The organism is Streptomyces sp. SP18BB07 (genome assembly GCF_036322545.1).
Classification (GTDB): Bacteria; Actinomycetota; Actinomycetes; order Streptomycetales; family Streptomycetaceae; genus Streptomyces; species Streptomyces deccanensis.
Genome location: NZ_JAQYWT010000354.1, coordinates 77,850 through 102,453, shown reverse-complemented (window position 1 = coordinate 102,453; position 24,604 = coordinate 77,850). Strand labels below are relative to the sequence as shown.

19 protein-coding genes are annotated in these 24,604 nt (G+C 68.9%); 7 read left to right on the top strand and 12 right to left on the bottom strand.

Annotated features, from left to right (window positions below):
- Window positions 1-3: 3 nt before the first annotated feature.
- The 3 genes from PUR53_RS36295 to PUR53_RS36285 all read right to left on the bottom strand — a co-directional run bounded on the left by PUR53_RS36295 (window position 4) and on the right by PUR53_RS36285 (window position 2,738).
- Window positions 4-1,362 carry a GH25 family lysozyme gene (locus PUR53_RS36295; protein WP_329911127.1) on the bottom strand — a complete coding sequence of 453 codons (1,359 nt, stop codon included), beginning with the start codon at window positions 1,360-1,362 and terminating at the stop codon, window positions 4-6.
- Between the two features lie 77 nt (window positions 1,363-1,439).
- Window positions 1,440-2,081 (bottom strand): hypothetical protein, encoded by a 642-nt coding sequence (locus PUR53_RS36290; protein WP_329911125.1) that lies wholly within the window; start codon window positions 2,079-2,081, stop codon window positions 1,440-1,442.
- Window positions 2,082-2,102: 21 nt separating this feature from the next.
- Entirely contained in the window at window positions 2,103-2,738 is a 636-nt protein-coding gene (locus PUR53_RS36285) for a hypothetical protein (RefSeq protein ID WP_329911124.1), read from the bottom strand.
- A gap of 429 nt (window positions 2,739-3,167) precedes the next feature.
- Between PUR53_RS36285 and PUR53_RS36280 the strand changes: the two genes are divergently transcribed.
- The 7 genes from PUR53_RS36280 (at window position 3,168) to PUR53_RS36250 (ending at window position 9,647) form a co-directional block, all read left to right on the top strand.
- Entirely contained in the window at window positions 3,168-3,773 is a 606-nt protein-coding gene (locus PUR53_RS36280; RefSeq protein ID WP_329911123.1) for a hypothetical protein, read from the top strand.
- A 53-nt stretch (window positions 3,774-3,826) separates the two neighbouring features.
- Entirely contained in the window at window positions 3,827-4,120 is a 294-nt protein-coding gene (locus tag PUR53_RS36275) for a hypothetical protein (RefSeq protein WP_329911122.1), read from the top strand.
- Entirely contained in the window at window positions 4,117-5,175 is a 1,059-nt protein-coding gene (locus tag PUR53_RS36270; RefSeq protein WP_329911121.1) for a hypothetical protein, read from the top strand. The genes PUR53_RS36275 and PUR53_RS36270 overlap by 4 nt, the downstream gene beginning before the upstream one ends.
- Window positions 5,176-5,189: 14 nt before the next feature.
- Entirely contained in the window at window positions 5,190-6,008 is an 819-nt protein-coding gene (locus PUR53_RS36265) for an ATP-binding protein (protein WP_329911119.1), read from the top strand.
- 148 nt (window positions 6,009-6,156) lie between these two features.
- Window positions 6,157-7,326, top strand: coding sequence for a DUF2637 domain-containing protein (locus tag PUR53_RS36260; protein ID WP_329911118.1), 1,170 nt, complete (start codon window positions 6,157-6,159; stop codon window positions 7,324-7,326).
- Window positions 7,327-7,388: 62 nt separating this feature from the next.
- Window positions 7,389-7,817 (top strand): hypothetical protein, encoded by a 429-nt coding sequence (locus PUR53_RS36255; protein ID WP_329911117.1) that lies wholly within the window; start codon window positions 7,389-7,391, stop codon window positions 7,815-7,817.
- Window positions 7,818-7,934: 117 nt separating this feature from the next.
- The gene (locus PUR53_RS36250; RefSeq protein ID WP_329911116.1) at window positions 7,935-9,647 is read left to right on the top strand and encodes a hypothetical protein; all 1,713 of its coding nucleotides are present in this window, start codon (window positions 7,935-7,937) and stop codon (window positions 9,645-9,647) included.
- A 718-nt stretch (window positions 9,648-10,365) separates the two neighbouring features.
- Here the strand turns inward: PUR53_RS36250 and PUR53_RS36245 are convergent.
- The 9 genes from PUR53_RS36245 to PUR53_RS36205 form a co-directional block, all read right to left on the bottom strand.
- On the bottom strand, window positions 10,366-11,187 hold the full coding sequence (locus tag PUR53_RS36245) for a hypothetical protein (RefSeq protein WP_329911115.1): 822 nt from the start codon (window positions 11,185-11,187) through the stop codon (window positions 10,366-10,368).
- 332 nt (window positions 11,188-11,519) lie between these two features.
- Window positions 11,520-11,840: a hypothetical protein gene (locus PUR53_RS36240; protein ID WP_329911114.1), complete on the bottom strand. Its 321-nt coding sequence runs from the start codon at window positions 11,838-11,840 to the stop codon at window positions 11,520-11,522.
- Window positions 11,841-11,916: 76 nt separating this feature from the next.
- The gene (locus tag PUR53_RS36235) at window positions 11,917-12,327 is read right to left on the bottom strand and encodes a hypothetical protein (protein ID WP_329911113.1); all 411 of its coding nucleotides are present in this window, start codon (window positions 12,325-12,327) and stop codon (window positions 11,917-11,919) included.
- 101 nt (window positions 12,328-12,428) lie between these two features.
- A complete protein-coding gene (locus PUR53_RS36230; RefSeq protein WP_329911112.1) occupies window positions 12,429-12,797 on the bottom strand; it encodes a hypothetical protein in 369 nt (122 codons plus the stop codon).
- A 12-nt stretch (window positions 12,798-12,809) separates the two neighbouring features.
- Entirely contained in the window at window positions 12,810-17,084 is a 4,275-nt protein-coding gene (locus PUR53_RS36225; RefSeq protein WP_329911110.1) for a hypothetical protein, read from the bottom strand.
- Between the two features lie 82 nt (window positions 17,085-17,166).
- Window positions 17,167-18,366: a hypothetical protein gene (locus PUR53_RS36220; RefSeq protein ID WP_329911109.1), complete on the bottom strand. Its 1,200-nt coding sequence runs from the start codon at window positions 18,364-18,366 to the stop codon at window positions 17,167-17,169.
- On the bottom strand, window positions 18,366-19,334 hold the full coding sequence (locus tag PUR53_RS36215; protein WP_329911108.1) for a hypothetical protein: 969 nt from the start codon (window positions 19,332-19,334) through the stop codon (window positions 18,366-18,368). The genes PUR53_RS36220 and PUR53_RS36215 overlap by 1 nt, the downstream gene beginning before the upstream one ends.
- Window positions 19,335-19,397: 63 nt before the next feature.
- On the bottom strand, window positions 19,398-20,441 hold the full coding sequence (locus tag PUR53_RS36210; RefSeq protein ID WP_329911107.1) for a hypothetical protein: 1,044 nt from the start codon (window positions 20,439-20,441) through the stop codon (window positions 19,398-19,400).
- Complete coding sequence (locus PUR53_RS36205; protein WP_329911106.1) at window positions 20,434-24,471, bottom strand: hypothetical protein; 4,038 nt, start codon at window positions 24,469-24,471, stop codon at window positions 20,434-20,436. Before PUR53_RS36205 ends, PUR53_RS36210 begins: the two co-directional genes overlap by 8 nt.
- Window positions 24,472-24,604 lie beyond the last annotated feature (133 nt).

Below are 24,604 nucleotides of genomic sequence, written 5' to 3'. Positions count from 1 at the left end.
CGGTCAGGAGAAAAGGATCTGCCATGTCTTGGGGCCCGGCAGCCCGTCGGCGTCACCGGCCAGCGCCTTGTGGGCGAGCTGGAAGGCCTTGACGTTCTTCCGGTCGGCATCCGACCACTTCGGCCCGGGGCCGGTCGCGTAGTGCTGGCCGTAGCCCTTCCGCACGAGCTGCTTGCCGAGCGCGGTGATGTGGGCGTTGTTCTTGCCCGGCCCGAAGAACTGTCGGCCGGGGAACGGCGGCGCGGGCTTCGGCTTCGGCTTGCCCTCCTCCGGCTTCTCCGCCTTGATGCCGGTGGCCCACGCCTTCATGGCGGCCCGGCTGGCGAACCTTGCGGTGTTGGTGTCGATCGGCTTGTCGGTGTACTGGTGGATGAGCCAGTCCGCCTTGATGCGCGGCTTGCCGGCGGTCACGTAGTCCGCGATCCACAGGCCGTCTCCCGCGTACGAGGTGGTGTCCCGGCGGGTCCAGAAGTCGACGTTGCAGTACAGGACGACTCGGTGGTTCGGGCGCAGCTTCTTGACCTCGCGGATGAACTGGTCCTTCTCCTCGCACGTCGCGCGAGCGCCGGAGGATGTGTTCTCCCAGTCGACGGCGAGGATGTCGCCCGTGCGGGAGGCGCACTTGTCGACGAAGTACTTCGCCTGGGCCTTGATGTTGCCGGGCCACAGGAAGTGGTAGAAGCCGACGACGAGTCCCGCGGCGCGGGCGTGGCCGGCCTGTTCGGTCATGCGGGGGTTGACGTACGAACGGCCTTCGGTGGCCTTGATGAACACGAAGTCGGCGCCCTTGGTGCTGTACGTGGAGCTCTGGTAGGCACTGACGTCGTAGCCCTTGATGGTCGCGCTCGACTCGGAACTGTCCGACTCCGGCGGATCCTCGTCGGCGTCGACGGGCATGCCCGCCTTCACCCAGGCGTACAGGTGCTCACCCGGGCATTCAGTCGCGATGCCGTCCCGGTGCCCCTTCTTCGCCAGTGTCCGGCCGGTCTTGCTGCATGCCTTCTCGTACAGGGCGCGGCATGCGGTCAGGGCCTTCGCGCTCGGCTTCTGGTCGCCGCCGATGGCGATCTGAACGCTGAGGCCGGAGATGTTGTGCCCGGGGCAGTGGGCGCCCTGCAGGTTCCAGCCGCGGCCCTCGTAGACGTTGCCGGCCTGGTCGATGACGAAGTTGTAGCCGACGCCCGACCACCCCTGGTTCAGGTGGGAACGCTCGATCGTCTGGGGGACCTTGACGCCGGTGTAGTTGATCGGGTCGCCGCCGTCGTAGTGGACGAAGAACTCGGTTCGCTGCGAGAGCGCGATCTGGTCCGGGGTGCCGTTCCAGGGCTTCGCGCCCCACTCGGCGCGAGAGATGATCTTCATGGGGTGGTGCCCTCCGGTGCTGGTGGTCAGGGAGGGGCACCGTGGAGGGCGGCAGGGGTTAGTGTCGCGTGCTGGCGTCAGGGGTCGACGACCTCGGCGTCGACGATGCTGCCGTCCTCCAACTCCGGCGGATACTCGACGGCGAACAGACTCTTGTCGAGGCGTTCGGCGAGCGCGGTCAGGTCGACGGACTGCTCATCCTCTCCGGCCGGGACGCCGAGGCCGGTGATCTCGACGGCCAGCACGGCGTCCTTGCCGTAGTGCTCTCGGTGCTGACGCTCGAGATACCAGGCGTCCGCTCTCCAATCCGGTCCGGTCCGGTCCTCGACGGTCTCTGTGACGATCTCCCCGGTGACGGAGTCACGGAACTGGCGGGTGGTGACCTTGGTGACGATCCCGCCGTCCGCGACGCGCCGGATGTTGGCCATGGCGCGCGCGGCTGCGGTGGCGCGGGCCGTGCGGACCTTCTCGTACAGGGTGGCGTACTCCTCCTCGGCCGGGTCAGGGTCGATGCCGTCCTCGCGGGCCTCGATCTCGGCGCGGCCTCGGGCCATCCACCCGAGGAAGCTGGAGCGGGACACCCCGGCCATCTCTGCGGCCAGTTCGACGGCGACGCCAGTGCGGGAGGCTGCGACGAGGCGCGCCTCGATCTCTTCGGAGAGCAGGCGTGGGCGGCCGCCGTGGTCGTGTGGCCGGCGGGCCTTGCGTCGGGTGGACATGGGCGGGCCTCGGCGACGGGTTCAGCGGCCGGTGTTGAACAGGTGGCCGCAGGCGGGGCAAGTCGTGTGTGCGGCGCGGCCGTCGTCGTCGGGGCTGAGGCCGTCCCCACGGTCGCCGTCGTCGGGCAGGTGCAGCAGGGGAGGTTCGTCCTCGCGGACGCCGCCGGGCAGGGTTTCGGGGTCGACTTGGCCGAGCATCCGGTCGATCTCGTCGTGGGGGATGGCGAGGGAGTCGAACAGCTCGGCTTCGTTCGTGGCCAGGTCCTCGAGGACCGCAGCGAACTCGCGAGGGTCCCAGCCGCCCTCGCCGGGGAGGCGGTTGAGCTTGATGGCCAGGGCCTCGGCCTCGGCGTCGGACTTGGAGGCCCAGCCGCGCAGGAGCGGGACGAGCCATCCGCCGTCCTCGTCGAGGACGACTCCGCCCGGGGGTGCCATCCCACGGGCCTGCATCTCGATCAGTGCCTCACGGCGGCCGTGGCCGTGGAGGACGCATTGCGTGCGCTCGTCGGCGACGGGGACTTCGACGAGGCCGTGCATGCGGATGGCGTCGATGAGTAGTTCGAGTTCGTGCCGCTTCGGGTTGCGGGGCGCCGGCGTGAGGTCGGTGAGTGGCACGTAGGCGATGTAGCGCGGGGGTGCGGCGATCGTCTCGGTCACGGCTGGCGTTCCTCTCCCATACGTCGGTACCCGGCGGCGGGTGAGAACTGCGAGCCCGCGGACTTCTACCGCGGCGCCCCGCCTCGCAAGCGGGACATGCCGTCATGGCCGGTCCTCGCCCGCCGCCGGGCCGGTGCTGCTCTCGTTCCGGATGGGGCAGCACCGGGGCTCTACCGGCTCCCGACGACGTCGCCGGAAGTGGCAGGGCCGCGAAGGAACGTAGGAAGACACAGCTCTAACGTCGCCTTCTACCCACAGCGTTCTCACTGCTGTACTATTCCGATCGGCTGGGAGAGCGACCCAGCTACCTGGGCCTAGGTGTAACAAAAATCGGCGGTTGTCGTACTTCCATACGACGCCCCCGAGACGCCCCGCCCGGGACAAGTCCCAAACCCCTGGGCTGGCGTCCGGGGAAGGAAGGAACACCGCATGGCGAACGACGCCGTCGAGGACCCGCAGGCTGAACAGCCGGCCGAGTTGCCTCTCTCCGACGTCGGCCTGATCGGCGCCCTTGCCCGCCTGCTGGACGAGCGCATGGTGAAGAAGGTCATCAAGCCGCGCATCGACGCGCCGAAGGTCCCCCTCCTCAAGGCGTACAAGGACGGGCAGTCCGAGCTGGTCGTCCAGATCGGCGACGACATCATCGGCCGGTACAAGGTGAACGTGGCGCAGCCGAAGATCGTCGTGGACGAGGACAACGAAGCGGCGCTCAACAAGTACGCCGACAAGCACGGCGGCATCAAGGTGACCATCACGCGGGACGAGACCTGGGAACAGGCCCTGCTGACGTTCGCCGAGTACGACGAGGACACGGGCTTGATCATCGACACCCGAACCGGCGAAGTGGTGCCCGGCCTCAAGTACGAGCAGGGCGGGCAGCCCACCGGCAGCCTGACGTGGACGTGGGAGAAGAGGGACGTCGGCAGGAAGCGGCTGATGCGGCACTACCAGGAGGGGGCTCTGAACCACCTCCTGCAGGAGGCGCCGGAGCTGATGGCCGGTCCCCGGCCTACCGCCGAGGACCACCAGCCCTGACCGCCCCAGGCCCGGCCCACGGCGGCCGGGCCCCGCTCCCGAGGGACACCCCCATGGCTACGCCTACTGACGTGCTGGCACCGGCACTTGCCAGTGACATTTCCGATCGTGCCTTCCGCGTCCTGCACGTTCTCGCCCTGCACACCGACGGCGGCTGGACTGCCGTCCCCGTCGTCGCCGCGAAGCTCGGAATGAAGCCCCACCAGGTGCGCGGGGCGCTCGCCGAGCTCTGCACTGAGCGCCTGGCCGAGAAGGACCGGCGCTACGAACTGGGCGACACCGGCCGCAAGACGTGGCACACGTACTTCCGCCTCGTCGACGACAACGCCACCGAGGACGCCGCATGAGCCGCCTGAGCCGCCGCGACGGCACCCGACTCAATCAGCGGGTCTACACCGTCCCGATCGAGTCCGACACGGCCAATGACGAGGAGATCAGCTACAGGGCTCTAGGCCTACTGGTCCACATGCTCAACAAGCCCGCGGACTGGCAGATGCGTTCCGAGCAGCTGTCCAAGGGCAAGAAGCGTGAGGGCCGCGACGCCGTGCGGAAGATGCTGCACGAACTGGCAGCGGGCGGGTACTACCGGCTCGAACGCCGGCGGTTTCGAGACGGCAAGCATGCGATGGGCACCGCTCTCAGCTTCTACGCCGTCGAGCAGTGGAAGAAGGACTACGTCACCTTCGGCTGCGAACTCGCCATTCCCGTCGTTGAGCAGGAAGACGGCTCCTTCCTCGTGCATTACCTCGACGGCTCGTTGGGCAGTGACGGCTTCGACCACGGCCGCGACGAGTCTCCCGCCGACGACGAGCCCGCGGAGCCCGGCGACGACGAGCCGGAGCAGCCTGCTCCTCCCGCCGACGCGACCGCTCCGCGTAGGAAGATCCCGCCCGCAGCAAAGAGGGCAGCAGCCGCTAAGGAGCCGCCAGCGCCCTCCAAGGACGCCGCGGAACCGAAGAAGGCTGCGGAGGAGAAGCAGACCGCGGCCGCCCAGAAGGCGGCGGAGAAGGCTCTCCTCGACGCGGACGCCGACGAAGTCGCCAAGTGGTGGTGGGACGACGCCAGGAAGCACCTCGGCACGTACGTCGGCAAGACCAACGGCTTCGTCGCCATGCGCAGCCAGGTCAAGGCGGCGCTGACCGCGGGGTACACCAAGCGCCAGTGCGCAGACGCCCTACGGCACGCCAAGAAGCACCTGCCCAGCGCGCAGCAGTGGCAGACCGCACTCGGCGTCGTCAGCGGCCACGTTGCCCCCGCTCAGCCCCACGGCCGCATCGCGTACAGCGACTCTGCCACCTGGGGCACCCACGGCGAGGACTCCGAGAGCACCCCCGGCACCCCGCCCAGCACCCCCACCGACGACGCCGACGACGCCACCTTCGGTGTGGTCGAACGACCGTAAGGAGCGTGACCTCGATGTCTCTCACCACGGACGCCCCGGTACCTGCCCCGGCCCGCGGTCTCAACGCCCTCGGCGACCTCAGCGAGCACCTGCTCAGCGTGCTGGAGCGCGGCGGGGCGGACATGTCCAAGCTCGGTGTTCCCGCCCAGCCCGAGCCGGAGGACGGTCTTTGGGAGGACGTGAACGTTCCACAGGCCCGCGCCCGGCGGAACATCTGGATCGGCAGTATCCGGGAGGCGTCGCACGACAGGTACCTGCAGTTGCGGCTGACGGACCTCGACGCCAATCAGAAGCCGAAGACACTTCAGAACTGGCTCAGCTCCCTCGTTGAAGCCAAGCGTGTGGGCGCGGAGCCCGAGTGCCTGCAAATGATCGTGCCGGGCAACATCGGCAGCGGGAAGACCACCGCAGTGGTGGCGCTCGGCACCGAGGCCAGCGAGAAGGGACTGCTGGTCAGGTTCGTCAAGCACGCCACATACCTGAACTGGCTCCGCCCCGACAGCGCCCCCAGCGGCAAGTCCTCGTACTCCGTCCGCAAGGACCACGTCGAAGCAGACCTGCTCGTCCTCGACGAGCTGTGCGGAGACATGACCGGACTCGCCACCGACTTCGTCTGCTCGAAGACCACCGACCTCGTGGAGTCCCGCCTCGCGGCCGGCCGGGCGACGATCTACACCACCAACCTCAAGTCCCGTCGTAGACCCGGGTCTCAGGAGATCAGCATCGTCGACATCCTCGGCGAACGCCTCGTGTCGAGACTCGGAGACCGCGCCGCCTCGGCCAGGATCGAGGGCCCGGACCGGCGGAAGCCCGCAAGGCCGCTCGACTGGTGACGATCACCAATCACCCCATTACCGTCCGAAACTGACATGGGGTGAGGAACGTCAGGGCGGGCGAGCGAAAGACGCTATATCGTTTGGTCGACCCGGAAGGCCACGAGCATAAGCCGACCGGCGAGACCCGAACGAAGGGACAGGTGTCTTGAGTCTGCCGTTTCCTCTCGCCCTCCAGGGCGACAAGCCGAAGCCCCTCGACGACTCCGTTGTGCCACCGCTCAGCCGTTGGGAGCGCGGCGGTGCCGTTCTGACCGCGCTGGGCGGAGTCGGGGTTGGAGGCCTCGGCTTCTACGCATCGTTCGACGCCGTATCGGCCAAGGCCGCGGAGTGGGGCTTCGAGGAGCCGTGGGTTCTCCCCACCGCCATCGACTCGGCCATTCCCGTTTTCACCGGGGCGTACCTCCTCCTGATCCGTATGGGCATGCCTCTGGCCTGGGCGCGGCTCGTCCCCTGGGCCCTGAGCCTGATCACCTGCGCGCTGAACGTCGCGGCCGGTGACTCCCTATGGTCGAAGGTTGCGCACGGCGCCATGTCCCTGCTGTGGGTCGTCGTCTCCGAGATTGCCGCGCACACGTACGCGGTCCGGATCGGCGCGGTCACCGGCCGCCGCCGGATGGACAAGATCCGACAGGCCCGCTGGTTCCTCTCGCCGGTGCCCACGTTCTTGCTGTGGCGCCGCATGAAGCTGTGGGAGCTGGTGTCGTACGACCAGGTCCTCGAGCTTGAGCAGGAACGACTCGTCTACCGGGCGGAGCTGCGGTCGAAGTTCGGGCGGGCGTGGCGCAGGAAGGCCCCTGTGGCATCGCTGCTGCCGCTCCAGCTCGTCCGCGCCGGCGTTCCGCTCAAGGAGACGGCCCCCACCGGCCTTATCGCGGCGGGCATCAAGCCCACGGGAATCTTCGCCCTGCCGCCGGCTGCGCCGCTCGAGGAGAAGAAGGTGCGCCCGGTCCCGGCAGTTCCCTCGGCCGCCAACAAGCCGCGCCCAGTCACGGCCACCGTCACCCCGCAGCCACAGCCACAGCCACAGGGGCAGGGGCAGGGGCGCATCCCGCAGTGGAGCACAGAGGACGAGCTGTACGTGATCATCAAGGACATCCTCGACAACGGGCACCGGGAAGTGTTCGAGCCGGGCGGGCCGCTGACCGGCGCCGAGATCGCGGGCGTCCTCGGGCAGAGCGAGGGCAACGGCCGTAAGGTGCGTCAGCGCCTCATCAAGACGTACGCGGCTGAGCGCGGCATCGACCTTCCGCCGAAGGCAACCATCGACCAGGTCTTCGCCGCGTTCGCCCATCCGCTGACGCCAGTCAGCCCGTAAGGCATCCTGCCTCTACCCGAACCGATGCGGCGGGCCCCCTTCCTGGGGTGCCCGCCGCCTGCATGATCGGACCCACCATGACACCGGAGATCCTGGCCCGGATCACCACCGCTCGTGCCGCCCGCGACCTGTCCGACCTCGCCCGCCAAGCACTCGCCACAACAGCCGAGAACACCAGCGTCACCGAACGCATCAAGACCGCCCGCCGTCTGCGGCAGCTGGCCAACGAGTTCGTCGACCGCGTCGTCCTGGCCGAGGCCCTGGCCGGCGCGGACTGGACGGAGATCGCCAAGGCGCTGAACCGCCGTGACCCGGGCACGGTGGAAGGTGAGTACGCCGACGCGGTGGCGGAGTGGAGCGCGTTCACCGAGGCCGAGGCCGACGAGGCTGCCGCGGGCGTCGAGGATCTGGACGCCTGGTACGCCCGGCACCGCGAGGATCACGACCCTGACCTCGAGAAACCTGTCGCTGATCTGATGAACAGGCATTGAAACGGGCCTTCGTGCGGGTAGAATAGTACAGCAGTGAGAACGGCGAGAGCTTAGCGCTGCCGCCAGCTCATTCTCCGCGGGAGAGCACCCGCGAGCCCGAACGAAGGAACACCGCCGATGCCTGGTATCACCACGCCCCTACGCGAACGCAGATCACGCAAGCCGACCGGTCTTCCGAATCCGCCCATGATCGTGCTGTGCGGACCGGAGAAGTGCGGCAAGAGCCACGAGGCCGCCCGCGGTACCGGCTCCGACCTGATCGGCCTCGCGTTCTGGATCGAGATCGGTGGGTCCGAGGGAACAGCCGACTACTACGGCCGTGTCCCTGGCGCCAACTACGAGATCGTCCCGCATGACGGCAGCTACCAGGACATCCTCGACGCCATCCGTTGGGCAGTAGCGCAGCCGCAACGCGTCCCGGGCAAGCCGAACATGATCGTCATCGACAACGGCTCCAACCTGTGGGACATGATCAGCGACGAGCAGGCCCTCTTCGCCCGGCGTCGAGCCGTGGCCAAGGCACAGGACAACCGTCGCCGCGCACCCAGCCTCGACGATCCGGTGGTGGTCGACCCTGACCTGTGGAACCGGGCCAAGGATCGATGGGGCGAAATCCTCTGGATGCTCCGCCGCCACGCCGGGCCCGTCGTGATGATCGCCCGGCAGGAGATTGTTACGGCCTTCGAGAACGACAAGCCCACCCGCAACACCACCCGGAAGATCAAGGCGGAGAAGAATCTCCCCGCCGCCGTCGACGCGATCGTGGAGATGCACGGCATCGGTGAGGCGTACCTGACGGGCGTGCGCACCCTGCACTGGGATGTGAAGCCCGGCGACACCGTCAAGTTCGAGGACTTCAGCATCGACGCCCTTCTGCGCCGCATGGGGTTCGAGGAAGCGGCCACACACCGGCAGGTCACCGAGTCGCGCCCCGAGGCCTATCTGCTGGAGCAGGACCAGCAACGCGCCCAGCAGCAGGCCCCCGCCCGCCAGCAGAGCCCGGCCCGTCAGGAGAACGCGCCGCAGGGCCTGAACGGCACCCAGGCCGTCAAGCTGATCCACAAGGCCCTCACCGACGAGAACAACCCGCTCGAGTGCCTGCGCGCCATCCGCGAGGAGTGGGGCGTGCGCACCCTCCGCACGATCCCCACCGAGACGAAGATGTGGGGCCGGATGAACGCGGACGACCTGATCACCAAGTCCCTCGACTACATCGAGCAGGAGGCGAAGCGCGAACAGGAGGGGGCCGGGGGGCAGTCCTCCGAATCCAGCACGCCGCCGCCGGGCACGGGCGGGCAGGACCAAGCGCGCGAGCACCGCGAAGACGTGCCCCAGCTGCAGGAGCCGAGCCGGCCGCAGGCCGAGGAGCCCCCGTCGGACGAGCACGATGCGCCCCCTCCGCCACCGGACCCACAGGCCGAGGAACCCCCGCTCGCCGAGTCCCCCGAGGACACCAGCGCGGCCGAGGAACCACAGGAGCTCCCGCCCCAACGACCGACGACGAGGCCCGCTAGGTCCCGGAAGAAGGCCAACGACCCGATGGAGGTCGCACGCCAGGCTCTGATTGACGAGGCCGACGTACAGGCCAAGCTGAAGTTCGTCACAGTGGGTGAGCATCTGGGGCCGATCTCCGAGGCAGGAGAACCGGGCTTGGGGCAGCTTCGGGACTTCGTGCAGGGGCACCGCGCGGAGGTGATCGCTCTCCTTGAGGAGGCCGGCGAACCCACGCTCGCCGACGTCTACCGTCGGGCGCCGATGCCGGATCTCGGCATCACGCAGAAGTTCGCCCGGTACTTCGACCGGGCGCCCTCCGGGGGTGAGGTGACGTGAGGTGACGCGCGCCCTCAGCCCCGAGGGCGCGCCCACCGCCGTACGCCCGGCCCCTTCCTCATCACCTCACCTCACCTCTCGCCCGCGCCGCGCGCCCCCATCGCCCTCGTGTCAGGCGCGCCCGTGCCCACGATCGGCGCGCCCTCCACCACCATCCGAACCGCGCCCGCGCCGAGCGGCGCGCGCCATCGACCGCGCGCCCTTCCCCTGCAGCGCGCCTGGCGGGGCGCGCCGCGCGCTGATCACGGCGCGCCTTCGACCGCGCGCACGGTGGCACGCCATGATCCGCGAACGCGCGCCGGTGGTGGCGCGGCGCGCCTACCGCCTCAGCCGCGCGCCGCGCCTGGCCGAGACGATCGCGCGGCGCGCCCCTGGGGCCACACAGGTTGGCGCGCTCCTCCGTCGAATGGGCGCGCACACTGTGACCAGCAGTTTCACCGGTGCCGCGCCTCACCTGGCCCGTCGAGCGCGCCCGATCCACGCAGGGCGTCATGCCGAACGGCGAGCACGCGGCAGCGCTCGTCGCGTTCCTCGAGCGTGCGGTCGACCGTGGGTCGGGGCGCGGCGCGGCATGGTCAGCGCTCGAACGCGCGCTGGTTCCCTCGGCCGCGCGGGGCTGGGCGCGCCACAGCGCGGGGGAGTAGCGCGCGCCCGGACACGACGAAGGGCGCGCCTGGGGCGCGCCCTCTTCTGCGATCCGATCCGATGCGGCGCGGCCCTAGGGCGCGCCCTTCCCTGCCGTCCGGCGGACCGCGCGCGCGTCTCGGCGCGCTTCCTTCTTCGCCTCCTGCAGCTCGGCGCGAACCTGGTGGAGGAGACTCGACAGCTCCTCCGGGTGGTTGTTGCCGAGAAGACGGAGCGCGCGCAGCCGGACGTTCGGCTCGGCCGGCATGCGGCCGTGGCGTGCCTCGGCGTACTGGATGGCGTACCGCAGGAACCGCGCTTCCGACGCGACCCGCTGTCGGAAGGCGGCGATGCGCCGTTCCGACGCGTTCCGGCTCTCACTGCGCGGGGCCGGCGGAAGGAACCGGGCCGGTTCCTCCATCATGAGGCGGCAGATCGCTTCAGCCCTGCCCGCTACTCGCGGTGACCGAAAGGCGAGGGCGCGGACGCGGCGGGAGATCGGCGCACCGGTGGGGTCCTCGTTGATGAAGGCCGTCCAGCGACGCTCGAACGTCTCGTCGTCGAGGCCGGCAAGGTACTTGGCTTCCGCGTGCGCCAGGTCGTCGACTGCGTCCCGAAAGGGGGCCATGGCTGCGCGAAGGGTGTCCCGGAACGGTGCGATGCGGGCCGTCTGCTCCTGCTTGGTCTCGCCCTCCCTGCGGGGCTGAAACGACTTTGCCTGACGGACCGCGGTCTCCAACGCATCCAGGGTCCGCAGCGCCAACCCGGGGGATGCGAGCGCGGCAGTCTGGACTTCCCGGGGGATTCGCCGGCCATAGCCACCTGTGGCGTAGGCGACCACCGCGTGCATGAACTCGTCGGCGTCGAGCGACGCCAGGCGCTCCGTCTCAGTGTCGACGTCGTGCGCATCGGCCATGCCGTGAACTCTCCTCTTCGGGTCGTGATGGCCCGTTGCTCTCGGACCGTGCGCCATGTGCGGAGGCACAAGACGAGGTGACCGTACCGGCGCTGACTACGTGTGCCGGCTCATCGCAGGAGCAACCACTCCCCGGCCCCGAACGAGTCCTCGCCCGGTGGTCTCGACGTGCTTCGTCGGGCTTACGGCCGAAGCCGTGCCCAGGTGAAGGAAGGCACCGCAGTGCCTAAGTACCTACCCGACGAGCTGTCTCAACGTAGTTGATGGCGCGGTACGGCCACCTCGGTGCTGATGGTACCCGTCGGCCGGGGGCCGGACGGGCGTCATGGGCCTTATTCGGCCTGCTGGGGTGTCTTCCTGGTTGTCAGGGCCTCGATCATCGGGGCGAGCTTGCTGGGCTTCCAGACGAGGTCGTAGCTCGTCTGGGAGGCTGCCAGGACGCCGAGGAGGGTCGCGGCCGTCAGCTGGCCGTGCTGGAACTGGCCCCAGCCGCCGCTCGCCGCCACGGCGACGACGCCGCCGAGGAGCGCGGCCAGGACCGCGACGACCTTCTTCGCCTTCGCCGACCAGGCGGGCTGTTGCACCACTGCGGTGAGCAGCGGGAGCACGGCGCCTACCTGGGCGCCGGTCGAGAGGGATTCGAGTGTGGTCATGAGCTTCTGCCCTTCATGCGAGGTTGCGTGTCGGGCGGACTGTGCGCGCCGCCGCCGCTTTACGTCGCGGCCTCCCTCAGCCGTCGGGTCCGTCGACCAGGTCCTCGGCGATCTCCCGCGGCGGGGCGGGCGGCGGACCGGTGTAGAGCTTGGCGAGCATGGCGCGGAGCTGGTGGATGTACTCGACGGCCGCGGACTTCCAGCGCCGCCACTGCCGCTGTTCCTCCTCCAGGCGCTCGACGCGGTTCTCCAGCGTGGTCACCCGCTCGAGCGTCTGTGCGTTGGTCGCCCGCTGCTGCTCGAGGAGCTGGGCGAAGCCAGCCGTCACGGTCTGCACGCTGGCTACGAACGTGCTGGCCTCCGCAGCCTGCGCGTCCGTCTCGGTCTTGCGCTTGGTCCCCCGGTACACCAGCCACGCCCCGCCCAGCACACCTGTCATGCCGAAGAGGGGGGAGAAGACGGGCGCCAGAGAGGTAAGCCACTCCACGGGCCGCCTCCTCGGTTATCGGTCGTCAGTCGGGATGCGCGGGAGCCGGGCCCGAAGACCGCGGCTCCCCGCGAACCGGAACGCTGGAGCACCGAGGGGCCTTACGTCGCCCCCACGGTGGCAGGGCTGACGCCGGCGACGGCGTTCCACCCCTGACGGATCGCGCTGAGGATCTGTTCGTCCGTGATCGCGGCGGCCATGGACACGGGATCTGTAGACCCGGTGCTGGCGGCCGCGGCGAGCAGGTTCGGCGAGACGACGAGAGCCACCATCATTGCCGCGGCCTGATCCTCCGTGGGGCTGAGCACGGTTTTCGCGAGATTCCAGCGCAGGGGGTACCCGGCGGTCGTCGGAGACTCGGCGAAAATCTCCTGTGCGACAACGGCGATGGCCATGCGGACACGAGGCAGTAAAGACACCTCGCACGCGAGGTCGCAGATCACAGCCAGGGGCAGCGGCAGGGCAGGCATGGCGGGGCTCCTTTACTTGGTGTAGGTGACCTTGAGCTTCGGGGGGTTCGTCTGGCCGTAACCGCGGGCCCTCCCGTAGAACGTGGTCGAGGTGCTGTTGGGGTCCAGAGCGATGCCCCGCCAGCTCGTCGAATCGAACACGCTCGTGATGTCCACCCACTTGCCCTCGTTGCGGGCCCACGAGACCGTTTTGGACTCGGAGTCGGACGAGAACGTCGAGGGCCTGGACGTGTGGGAGTGCGCCTTGATGACGGCCTTGCCGCCCGCATTGGCGTACCAGTGATCGAAGTAGAGATAGACCTCTGCCTTCTGGATCACGGCGCCGGACAGGTCGGTGGCGAGCGAGGACGGAAACCCGATCAACGCGGCTTGAGTGCCGTTCGTCGACGAGTAGTAGCCCTGGTAGCACGAGTTCCCGTAGAAGCTGTTGTACGAGCTGCGGCTGGAGTACGAGCCCGACCAGGTCGCGGAGTACGTCTTGGTGTACTTCGTCGGCGGCTGGGCGACCGTGCCGCCGCCGTCGTTGTAGCCGCCGGTCTCCGGGAGAACGGGACCGACGTCCTCGATGTAGAAGTAGCCTCTGGACGTCGAGGAGCCGTACATTTCGCAGGTCTGACCAGACGGGCCCAGCGCATTGGTGAAGGTGATCAGGAACCGGTGCAGGCCGGCCCCGATGGCAGCGCCGCTTTCGACGTGTTCCATCCGCGGCGTGAAGCTGTTCCCGAGCCCCATGTGGTAGACGCTTTGGTACCTCTGCGTGGAGGTGATCGTGGGCGTTCCCGTGCCTCCGTCCCGCAAGCGCAGCTGAAGCTCCCCGCCAGCCGCGGAAGGGTTGGCGCGGGCGGAGAACACGAACCGGTACATGCGGGTGGCGTCGATCTCGCAGGCGAGTTCAACAAAGCCCATCTCCGTGGCGGAGGCGGTGCGTGTGCTCACCTGGTAGTCGATGGCCTGGATGCCTCGCGGGAGCGCGTTGAGGTATTCCGACAGGTCAGCCCCGGCGACGGTAAGAGTGTCGGCCACGGCCAGGCGCTGGAACCCGGCGCCGCCGTCCTGGTCGATGGTCGCCACCGGCAACCCGTCGGTGCTCATCGTCAGGTAGTTGGGGCGGCCGGTCATGAGGGAGACCGCTTCGTCGCCGTCTGCGTCGTACAGCTGGAGGCCGAGCGGGGATATCTCCGCTCGCGAGCCGGAAGTACCGGATGCGGTCACGAACCGCGCAACGGCGTTGTCCCACAGCACATTGCCCGCCGTGGAGTTGAGCGACTTGAGGCGCACGATCACCTGCGCAGTGCCGGAGGGGGCAGCGAGGCTGCCGATACCGGCGATCCGGGTCCATGCGCCCTTGACCATGTTGCCTGCGGCGGTGATGTTGGACCAGTTCAGCGTGGTGCCGGACGCGTCCTGCCACTCCGCGTAGATCAGCACATGGTCCCCGGCCCAGTCGGTCGAGGCGTAGTAGTCGGCGGCTAGGTACATCTTCTGACCGGGCATCGCAGGGATCGGCCCGAGCAGCGGGAGTTCACTGTTGGCGGTGGCGTCCTGGCGCAGCGCCTTCGCGGTGTCACGGCCGCCTGACACGACCGTCCAAGCCGGGAAGCCGACGACGCGCTGGGCGGTGACGGCGCCCTCGAAGGACGGGTCGGCGATCAGGTTGTCGCCGTTCGCGCCGATCGCGAGTCTGTCCGCGGTGAGGGAGCCGGCCTTGATATGGGTAGCGTCGATGACTCCTGCGGCGATGGCCGTTGCCGTCACGCTGTTCACGGCGAGTTTGTCCGCGGTCACGGACAGGGCGCTCAGCTTGTCCGTGGTGACGGCGAGAGAAGCGATCTTCTCCGCTGTCACAGAGAGGGCCGTGAGTTTGTCCGTCGTGACGGCCCCGGCCACGATCTTCGGCGCGGTGATCGCGCCGTCCGCGATCTGCACGCCAGGCACGACCGGGCGCACCGCCGCGTTGTCCCACCAGACGGAGCCTGCTGTGCCGTTGCCGGACTCCACGCGCACCCGCCCCTGCGTGGCCTCCGCCGGCGCGGTGAAGGCGCCGGTGAAGCGGGCCCATGCCCCCTTGGTCGGCGTGGCCGTGACGAGCTTGCTGAAGCTGAGGACGGTGCCGTTGGCCTTCTCCCAACGGATGTGCATGTTGATCTCGCTGCCGACCCAGTCCGTGGACGGGTAGTAGTCGGCAGCTATGTAGACCTGATCGCCCGCTGTGATGGGCAGCAGGGCGAGCTCGGCAGAGCGGTATGCCGCGGTTGCTGAGGTGGCGTCGATCTTCAGGCTCGCCGGGGTGCCGTTGCCGAAGGCGTGGTCGATCGACAGCCACGCCTGCTTCGCGGCAATGGCTGCGCCCCCGGCCCCCTCGAATGAGGGGTCGGGGAGGACGTTGGAGCCCCCGACGACCGTGAGTTTTTCGGTCGTCACTGCCCCGGCCGCGATGGCATTTGCGGTGACGGCCCCGGCGGAAATCTCGGAAGCTGTGACGGAATTCGCCGCGAGCTCCCGGGCCGTGATCGCGTCTGCCGCGATCTTTCCCGCGGCCACAGAGTCCGCGGCGAGTGCGGCAGTCTGCACCGAGTTCGCTGCGAGCGCGGCCGCGGTAACCGAGTTGGCAGCCAGGAGCCCAGCCGTGATGGTGTTCGCCGCGATCTCCGCCGCCGTGACCGCGCCGGCTGCGAGCTTTGCCGTCGTCACTGCTCCGGCGGCGATCTCCGCGGCTGTGACCGCGCCGGCGGCGATCTGGGTCGCGGTCACAGCGTCTGCCGCAATTGCCGCGGCCGTGACGCTCCCGGCCACCAGGTTGATGGAGTCGACGACGCCGGTCTTCAGGGCCTCGATGGTGACCGCGTCGACCTGCATCGTCCCGGCCGCGGCTGACTGGTTGTTGTAGTTGAGCCAGACGTACGGCGCGACGAACCTGACGTTCGCGTGGACCGTGCCCGGGGACCGAGGGTCGTTGTTCGGGCCTGCGGAGCCCGTGGCGGCGCGGCCCTTGACGAAGCCGATGACGTTGACCCAGCCGTCCGCCGTAGCCACGGGCTTGGCGGAAGCGGCGACGTAGTGCTGAGAGTTCGCGGAGTTCGCGCCGTCGCGGTTGACCAGGGTGGCGCCGTCGGCGCCGATCCCGAGGAGGCCGACATAGACGACGTCGGCTGTGGTCGGCTGAGCGGTAGCGCGGATGCGGGCCGAGACCCGGTACAGGACATCCGGGTCGTACGGCATCTGAACCGTGCCGCGGAGACGGACGAAGCCAGTGGCCTGACCGACGGTTTGCCCGGTCGGGGCGTCGGCCACGGCGTTGAGGTGCGTCCAGGAGGCGCCCGTGCCGAGCTGCGTGACCGTCCACGCCGTGGAGTCGCCCATCGCGTCGACCCACCGCTGGGAGGCGGAGTCGGCGAGCGCCGCGGTGAGAGCGTTGATGTTGACGGCCTGCGCGGCGATCTTGCCCGTCGTCACGGCCGCGTTGCCGATCTTCGCCGCTGTCACCGCAGCGTCGGCGAGTTTGGCCGAGTCGATCGCGCCGGCAGCGACCTTTGCGGCGGTCACGGCCTCGTCGGCGAGGGCGAGCGCGGTGACTGCGCCGTTGGCGAGCTTGGCCTGAGTGACCGCGTTGGCCGCCAACTTCTCGGCGAGCACCGCCCCGTCGGCGAGCGCCGTGGCGTTCACTGCACCCAAGGCGATCTTGGCGGCAGTGACGGCGTTCTCGGCGAGCTTGACCTCGGTGATCATCCCGTCGATGAGGTCTTGCGTGACTGCTTGCCGTGCCTGCCCCTGCACCGTGGGCGAGGGGGTGCCCGTGAGCGCCGCGGTGTTCTGCGCGACCAGGCACACCCATACCGGGTCGTAGCCCTCGATGTGCACGGTGACTGACCCGCCGAGGGGCGCGGTGATCGTGGCGACCTGCGTAGCGACGTCCGGGGTGAAGTCCTCGGTCGCCCCAACGTGGACCTGGATCAGCGCGAAGTCGCTGGGCGCCTCGGAGGCGTCGTCCCATTGACCGTCCCAGCCGATCAGCAGGCCCGCGAGAGCGGACTCGACGGCCGGGGCTGTCGGTGCCGGAGGCGGATCGGTGTTGGCGCGATCGGGGACCAGGGCGACCGCGCCGTCGGGCTGGACGCCGATGGAGCCCTTGAGGGTGCCCTCTGCGTCGTAGATGTCGAGGCTGCCGCCCTCGATGCTGGCGTTGTTGAGTTGGTTGGAACGCTCCAGCGCGGCCAGCCGGTCCTCGAGACCCTTGAAGTAGGCGGCGAACTGCTTGGCCTGCTCGCGCTCGTCCAGGCCGAAGGACACCCGAACCCCTCCCTCCTCCTCGGCCGCCGGGATCTCCAGCGACGCGGGGAGGGTGGAAGAGCGCGGGGGTTAGTGTCGCGTGCTAGCCGTAGAAGTCGCTTCGGGTCAGCGTGAGGACAGCCGTGCCGGCGGCCGGGTCGATCTCCTCGGCTGTGATCCGGTGCCAGATCGCCATCTCGCCGATCCACGGGATCTCGACCTGTAGAAGGATGCGGTCCCCCAGTGCCCAGGAGCCGAGCGGCGCGTTCGGGTGGTGCCGGATCGCGATGGACGGGATGGTGAGCTGCTGGTCGTGCTTCGCGCGCTCCGCCTTGCCGTACCCGGTGAGCGTCTTGGAGTTGGCAGTCGACTTCCGGGTGATGATCTTCGCCCGCCGTAGCCGCTTGTCATCGACGACTACGCGCACCCGGGCTGCCTTGGCGCCGGAGCCCTTGCCGATCACGTACACGTTGTTCGCGAAGAAGTCGCCCTGATAGGACGGGGTCGCGATCTCGATGATGTTCTCGCCCTGAGCGAATCTCAGGTCTTTGCGGGCGCGGCCCAATCGGCGATTGCCCAGGTCGATGTGGTGGAGGATCTTCTCCTTCGTGCCGTCCCAGTAGTGCCGCTCGAGGTAGTCGCCCTTCGCGAGGTTCATGACCTCGGTGATCGTGGAGCCGCAGTCGGGGCTCTCCCACCACTGCAACTCCCACGGGTCCTCGCCGTTGGACGAGCCGAGCTTGTACCCGGAGTCGTGCTTGTCGAGGGTGATGCCGAGCTTGCCGCGCTGGTAGTCCTGCAGGTGCGCCCAGATGTGCCGTACGACGTCGTACGCGTCCCACCTGGAGCTGATGGTGTTCTTCGGGCGCGGCGGCATCTTCTTCTTCGGCGACGAGCCGTCGATGTAGCCGTCGTGGTTCTTGTCCCGGCCCTCGTACGCCCATTTCTTGGCGATCTTCCCGCCGGAGCGGATGGTGGACCCCAGGTAGGGCATGCCGTTGGGGTAGGCGGTGTACCCGCGGCACGTGACCTGCATCGCCTGGCCCTTGAAGCCCAGGTTGGTGATCAGGCCGCCCCACCTGATGCGGCCCTCATACTCCGCGTAGAGGCTGGTAGCCCATTCGGCCATGATCGGGAGGCCGTCCGGCTTGGCCATCAGCCGTAGGTACTCGGGGTTGATGGTGCCGCGCAGTTCGCCCGGCCCGTTCAGTTCCCGCTTCGGAGGAGCCTCCGCGACGAACGGGACGTCCCAGTCGAGGAAGTCGCCGGTGGTCGTCCGCTGGGCAATGTACCGCCACCCCATCAGGCGCTCACCGGGGCCTGCTCGTACGTCACCTCGACCGACACCACCGTGGCGGTGTCCGCGCGCAGCACGCCCGTGAAGGTGTCCGTGCCGATGCCTTCGAGGATCAGGTTCACCACCTCGCCGCGGTCCTCCGGGTCCAGGAGGAACCTGTTTCCGGCCTGCACCGCCAGGCGGCCGGCCTGCACGGCGGCGTACGGCATGCCCGGCCCGTGCGCCTCCCCGAGGGTGAGGCGCAACTCGCCGCGGGCCTCGATCGTGTCCGGGTGCAGCAGTCCGGTGACGAGCGCGTGCACGGTGGCGTGGGTCGCCCACTCGGGGACCTTCTCCGACCAGATCGCGCCGAGCGGGAAGGCCTCCCACTCGGTCGTGATCGGTCCGAGGTCGTCCGGGGTCGACCAGGCTCCGTACACGTAGCGGCGGGCGGTCTGGGTCCGCGGTCGGGCCATCTCCCGCAGGTCGGTAACCATCGCGGCGGTGACGGTGGTTGCGCTGGTCGGCAGGTCGATCCGCGCCAGGGTGATGGCGGTGGAGCTCGGCTCGATGTCCTGGATGCGGGTCGTGCCGGGCGGAACGTCGGAGATGACGCGGGTGTAGACGTACGGTCCGACCTCCGGGTCTTCCGGCTCCGGCCAGACCTCGCCGCCGTATGGGTCCTCGACTCGGACGATGACCAGGTCCGAGCGGGGGCCGTCGGCTCCGGCCGGCTCGATGTCGACCTGTTCCACGGTCGGCATCCGGGCCGCGTACGACTGGGAGCCGCCGCCGGCCGCCGCGCGCCGCTTGGCGATGACCGCGCCGACTCCGACCTGCACCGCGTCGGCCGGAACGTCGAGAGCGGTCACCCGTAGGTCGGTCGGGCCGACGATTCCCTCACCTCCGCACACTGCCGCCTCGACGATCAGCCGCATCGTCTCCTCCGACGCGGCCGTGTTCTCCACGAACCACGGGATCGGGTCCCACGTCATGCCTGCCTCCTCATCCGAACGGAGAGGGGAACGTGACCGACGTACGGGCCTTGTGTCTCGGCCTCACCACCAGGCGTACGCGTCCCGCCACTTGATATCGACCTTGGGTCCGTCCATGATCTTCGTGCTCGAGCGTGTGTAGGACAGTGATGCCGTCCAGAGGCCCGGAGGGATCGTCATCTCGGCGAGTCGAGCTGAGGCCCGGGTCAGCTTGTCCGCCACGGACGCCGTCGTGCCGCCCGAGGTACGGATCACCGTTCTCACCCAGGACCGGGGGTCGATCGTTACGTAGGCGCCGTCAGCGATCGTCATGGCCAGTTGCACCGACCACAGCCCTGAGAACGTGATCTTTGGGTCCTTGCACGGGCCGTGAATCACGATCACGGGTTGTGTCGTCAGGCGGCCGCGCTGATCGACCGTGACGGTCTTCCTCGACGGGGCCTGTGCACCGACGATCCACCACGGGCGGCCGGGCCGGTTCGGGCGGCTGCCCAGGTAGTAGTCCCACATCGGGGCCGTCTTCTCGGTGTTGTCGTAGAAGCGGGCGTCGACGGAGACGAAGTCGGCAACGCACGGCACGTAGCCCTGCCGTTCGAGACGGGAGTCCGCGACCTCGAACCTCCGTGGCCGCCCGTACATGCGCCGGGTCCGGCCAGCCCGGGTGTGCAGGAGCGTCGCCACCCTGGTTGCCCTGCGGCGGATGGAACTGGCGTCCCACACGGCGCGCACCATGTCGACGCCCTCGCTCACCCGCTCTTCCGGGCTCATGCCCTTCTTGGTGGCGAGGGCGATGGTCTGCTCCCCTGGGCTCCAGCCGCCTATCCGGCCGCCGTTGCCGTACGACCGCCACGGCCAGTGCCGGTCCACGATCGTGTCGACGCCGTCGATGCCCAGCTCGAACGTGATAGTCGCCGTCTTCTTGTAGTCGCGGCCCAGCCGGATGCCGTCCTCTCCGGGGAGGTCGGCGTCGCCGTTCTCCGCGTCGCCGAATGTGACCTTCGGTTCGTTCACGCAGACGATCCCGGACGACTGGCTGCCGAAGGTCAGCAGCGCCCCGGGGAGATCGTCGTAACTGCCGTAGCTGATCTGCCAGTCGCCGTCATTCATAGGTGCCTCCGAGGCGGATGCGGGTCAGCTCGAACATGGCGTCCTCCAACGCGGTGGCGGTGCTCGCGACGGCACCGATGTTGAGGTTCAGGTCGCCGCCCACGAGGGCCGACGACGACTTGGCGGTACCGGTGCGGGCCCGCACGGTGCTTCGGCTCGTGGAGCGCACGGCGCCCTGGGCGTACTGACGGAGCGCCCCGTTGGCGAAGTAGACGACCTGGCCACCGAACATCTCCGCGACGCGCTCGAGGATGGCTTTGCTGCGCTTGCGCTTGCTGGGGGCCAAAGGGAGGTAAGCCTCCCCCTGAGTCTCCGGCTCATTCCATATGCGTATTTCGCCCGGCTTTCCGATCTGGGCAATGTGCCGCTCGGCGCCGGCCGCGAACGTCTTGACGCGGTTGGTGGCCGCACGGATGCCGCCGTTGGCGTAGTGGACGATCCCGCCGTCTGCGTGCGTCCGGACAACGGACGGCTTACCCGACTCGCTGTACTTGACCGTGACGTGCACGGTCGTGCCGGTGAGGCCGTTGATCTTGTCCTGAATGGCCTGCACGTTGGCGAGCGGCGTCTTGTTCGGGGCGGTGATCCGGACGGTTTTCCCGTTCTTCCCGTCCACGTTCGTGATCTTGTAGCCGAGGTCCTTCAACGCCTGCTGAGCGGTCTTCGTCGGAGCCTTGACGTCGATCGACTTGCCCTTGGGCAGGCCTGCCACCTTCTCCTGCACGTTCTTCAGGTCGCCGGCGGCCTGCGTAATGATCGCCTGGACGGTGACCTTCTTTTTGTCCGGCGCGGCGGCGATGTCCTCGGCCAGGGCGGAGATGTTCACGCGCGCGCCGCCCGTTGGCGCGGTGACCGAGACGTTCTTACTGCCCGGGATGCGCTGCACGGTGAAGCCGAGGGCTTCGAGCTGGGCACGGGCCTCGACGGTGGGGGCCTTGATCTGGATGGACTTGCCCGGCTTGATGCTCTCCAGCTTGCCGCGCAGACCCAGAATCTCGGCGGTCGCCTCGGGGATGCCCTTTGCGGTGACGAGCGTGGTGATGGTGTCCGGGACAAATCCCATCTGGTCGGCGAGCGCCTTCGCCTCGTCCTTGGGGATGCCCATGTCCGTCGCGAGCTGGATCGCTTTCGCGCGGGCCCTGTCCATGGCGGCCTGGCTCTTGTCCATCGCCTCGGACATGGGCATAAGGCCCTGCTCCGCGGCCTCGGCCGAGCGGGTGGCTACGCCGAGCATCGCGTCGCGCATGTCGGTGAGCTGGCTGTTCAAGGTCTGGCCGTTGCGGGTGGCCGTGTTGACCAACCCGTCGTTGGAGATGAGCGCCTTGCCCCAGCCGTCGGCCTTCTCGATGTTGCCCTTCATGGTGTCGTCGATCTGGAGCATCACGGCGTTGAGCTGGGCTTCCGCGTCGTGGAAGCTCTGGGTGTTGCCGTTCAGCGCGTCGAGAGCACGTTTGAGAGAGTCGACGCGCTGGTCTGCGGACAGGGTCTTGTCGCTGAACCCTTGGACGGCGGCCTGCAGACGGCCGTACGCGCTGGTGCCGGTCGCGCTGGCGCTGTTCATGGCGTCGGCGGCTTCCTTGGTGTCGCGCTGGCTCTTCTTCAGCTCCCCATTGAGGGAACCGAGCGCGTCCGCCGCGTCCTTGTACTTCTGCCCCTCGTCCGTGTATTCGAGCTTGGACGCCTTGTCGGCGGCGTAGCTCACGTACTCCTGGTTGGCGTCGGCCAGCGCCTGCAGCTTCTTCTGGAGTCCGTCGACGCTGCCGCCCTGTTCCAGGTAGGAGTCGGTGAGGGTCTTGAGGCTGACGTCCGCCGCACGCATGACGTCGACCAACTTGCCCTTGCCGTCGGCAAGCTCGGTGTCTTGCAGGAGCTGTACCGCGTGCGCTCTCACGTTCGCGTCGATGACGCCGTTGGAGTCCGCCAGGGCCCGTGCAAGGGACTGGATGCGTTCCTTGTGGGCTTCGGCGGCGCGGGCGCTCTCCTCCTGCTTGGAGGCCAGCAGGCCCAGGCCGATGGTGACGCCGGCGATGGCCAGCCCGAGCGGTCCGCCCAGTGCGGACGCCATTCCGCCCAGCGCACTGGTGGCTACCCGGTTCGCTCCCCGCAGGCCTCGCATCGCACCGCCGAGTCCGCGGGCGTCACCGGCTGCCCCTCTGTACGCGAGTCCCATCCGCTGCCACATGGTGACCTGGGGGCCCATGACGCCGGGCCCGAGCGCGCCGGTCATGGTGGTGCCCAAGCTGCGCACGGAGGTGCCCGCAGTGGTCACGGATGACCCGAAGGAGCGCAGCAGGCCGGCCACTCCGCTGATCACCTTGAGGGCGAGCATCGTGCCCAAGAAGGTTGCCAGGACGCTGTTCGCGCCGGGGACGATGCTCATCAGCGTGTTGAAGACCTGGAGCAGTCCCGAAAAGGCGACGAGCAGTACGCCGAGCCCGCTTCCGGCCGCGGCCAGGTTGCCGATCGCTGTGGCGATGTTCGAGAGGACGCTGATGATCGCGGGCCCGACGGTTTGACCGAGGGCGTTGAAGAACGTGCCGAGCGCCGGCATCAGTTCGGTGCGGATCTGCCGCACCAAGTCGGTGATGCCGCCGTCCTTCATGGACCGGCCGAGCCCGCGCATGAGGTCCCCGAAGAGGAGGTTGACCTCGTGGAAGGCGGGTGCGGCGTCGCTGAAGAACTGCCGCATGATCTTCTGCCCGCGGCCGGAGTTCGCCCAGCGTTCGAACCGCTGCATGGTGCCCTCGAGGCCGTCGAGGAGAGCGTTTCCGGTCTCCATGCCCGCGCGGCCGAGACCACCGAGTCCCTTGATGAGGCTGCCGGTGGTGCGTCCGAGCTGGACGGCCTTGTCGCCGGCGTGGTCGAGGAATCTGGCGAGGCTGCCGGTTTCCCGGCCTGCCTGGACCGAGGCCCGCCACCACTGCGTCATACGCTCGCCACCGCGCGCGACCCGCTCGGTGAACGGCCCCGAGGCCACGAGGAAGTCCAGCGTGGTGCGACCGAGGTTGGCGAGACCGTCGGTCATGTGGCCGACAACGCGGGAGTTGGTGCCCGCGATCGTCTTGAAGTCCTTGCGGAAGACGCCGGTCTTCATGAACTGTGCGCCGCGCTCTGTCAGGGCACCCATCTGGTCGGCGCTGTCGCCGAGGGCGTTCTTCAGGAGCGGCAGGACCGCGTTCGACAGGGGTTTGACATCGTCGGCGATCCGGGAGAAGAAGCGCTCTTGGACGGACTTCTTCATGTCCCGCCAGGCGCCGGACAGCGCTGTGACCGTCGTGACGGTCTTGCGGGCGCTCTTGGAGAGCTTGCCGAGGGACTGGTCGAGTTTCTGCTGCTGCGCCTCGGTCAGCTTCTCGCCCGCGGCGAGCTGCTGCTGGGCCTTCAGTGACTCCTTGATGGCGTCCCCGACTCCGGAGAACGCGACCTTCGTGCCGATGGCCGCAGTGCCCGCCGCGGCGATCAGTCCCGGGATCGCACCGAGCACGCCGACCGCGGGCGCGGCCGCGGACACGAGCGCGGTCAGGCCTGCGCCGTACTGGCCGAGGAGCGCGACGGCGGGTTGCAGGAGGGAGACGATCGCGCCGATGCCCAGCATCCGCAGACCGCGGCGGCCGCCGGGCAGCCGCATCTGCACCGGGACGTTGACCGGGTTGCGGTCGGCTTCGCCCTGGGCGCCGGAGATGATGTCGCGCAGCCCGCCGAGCAGTCCGCCTCGGCGCTGGCCGTCGCCGTTCGGCCGGACGGGCAGGTTCAGGCTGGCGTTGTCGAGGCGGCGCCGTATCCCGTCGAGTTCGGTACGGAACCGCTCTTCGTCGATCTTGACGCGAACGGTGGCGGTGACGCCCTTGGACGCTTCCTTGACTACGTCCTTGAGACGTCGCCGCAGGCCCTTGGCGTCGATCTCGACCTTCACCTTGGCGGCCAGGCCCTCGGCGGCCGTCTCGACCTGCGTGCGCAGTTTCTCAGCGAACCCCGCGAGGTTCGCGACGACCGGCACGTCGAGGCGGCCGGCCTGCAGGCCTTCAGCCACTACGGACCATTCCTCTCTGCATGGCCGCCGCGAGCATCTGCTTGTGGCCGGTCATGCGGGGCGCCGACGCTTCCGGGGTGGGCTGCGGCCGGGAGGGAATGCCGGGGCCGCTGTGCCTCGTGGTGCCGGAGCG